The organism is Vibrio sp. S234-5 (genome assembly GCF_000960595.1).
GTDB lineage: Bacteria > Pseudomonadota > Gammaproteobacteria > Enterobacterales > Vibrionaceae > Vibrio.
On the sequence record NZ_JZAM01000297.1, the window covers coordinates 1 to 807 of the forward strand.

An 807-nucleotide genomic window follows, 5' to 3' on the forward strand; every position below is an offset into this window, starting at 1 on the left:
TCGAGCACATGGGCTTGTCATGGATAACTTCCCGCTCAAAACACCCCAAGCAATCTCAAGAAGTCCAAGACGATTTTAAAAAAAATTCAAAATTGAAACGATCCTGAAGATCCCAGGACATATCGCTTTAGAGCATGTTGATGTCTGGTTTCAAGATGAAGCCAGATTTGGGCAACAAAACACGACAACACGGTTGTGGGCAGAGAAAGGAAAACGCCCCAGAGCCGTGAAGCAACAACAATTTGAATATGCGTATCTGTTTGGTTCTGTCTGTCCCGCGAGAGGAATTGGCGAAGCGATGGTTGTTCCTTGGGTTAATAAAGAGATCATGATCGAGCATTTAAAGCAAATATCGGCAATCACTGAAAAAGGGCGTCATGCCGTCATCATTATGGATGGGGCGAGTTGGCATACCAATGACATTGCAGAACCGTTTAGCAATGTCAGTATCATCAAGCTCCCGCCCTATTCACCAGAGCTAAACCCGATAGAACAAGTGTGGAGCTGGCTCAGACAACACTATCTTGCCAATCAGAGTTTTACCGATTATGAGGATATCGTGGAGAAAGTGTGCAAGGCTTGGAATCGATTCTTGGACAGTACAGATAGAGTTAGCAAGATGTGTACAAGAGAGTGGATTAATCTGACCAGTTAATTTTCCAGATTGGTATAAAACGTATAATCGAGTAGGAGGAGGCCTCACGGCCTCCGTCCTCTCACACCACCGTACAAGCGTGGGTCGCATACGGCGGTTCCGAATACACTTTTAGTGACTCATACCCATCTCTCAATGAGTAAAGCCCCCTC

At 45.5% G+C, this 807-nt stretch carries 2 pseudogenes; one reads left to right on the plus strand and one right to left on the minus strand.

The features are described 5' to 3' along the window. Positions 1–655 (plus strand): annotated as a pseudogene (locus UF06_RS18585) (IS630 family transposase); the annotation flags it as partial. A gap of 61 nt (positions 656–716) precedes the next feature. On the opposite strand, the pseudogene UF06_RS28455 reads toward UF06_RS18585, so the two are convergent. Then, a pseudogene (locus tag UF06_RS28455) lies at positions 717–807 on the minus strand (RNA-directed DNA polymerase); the annotation flags it as partial.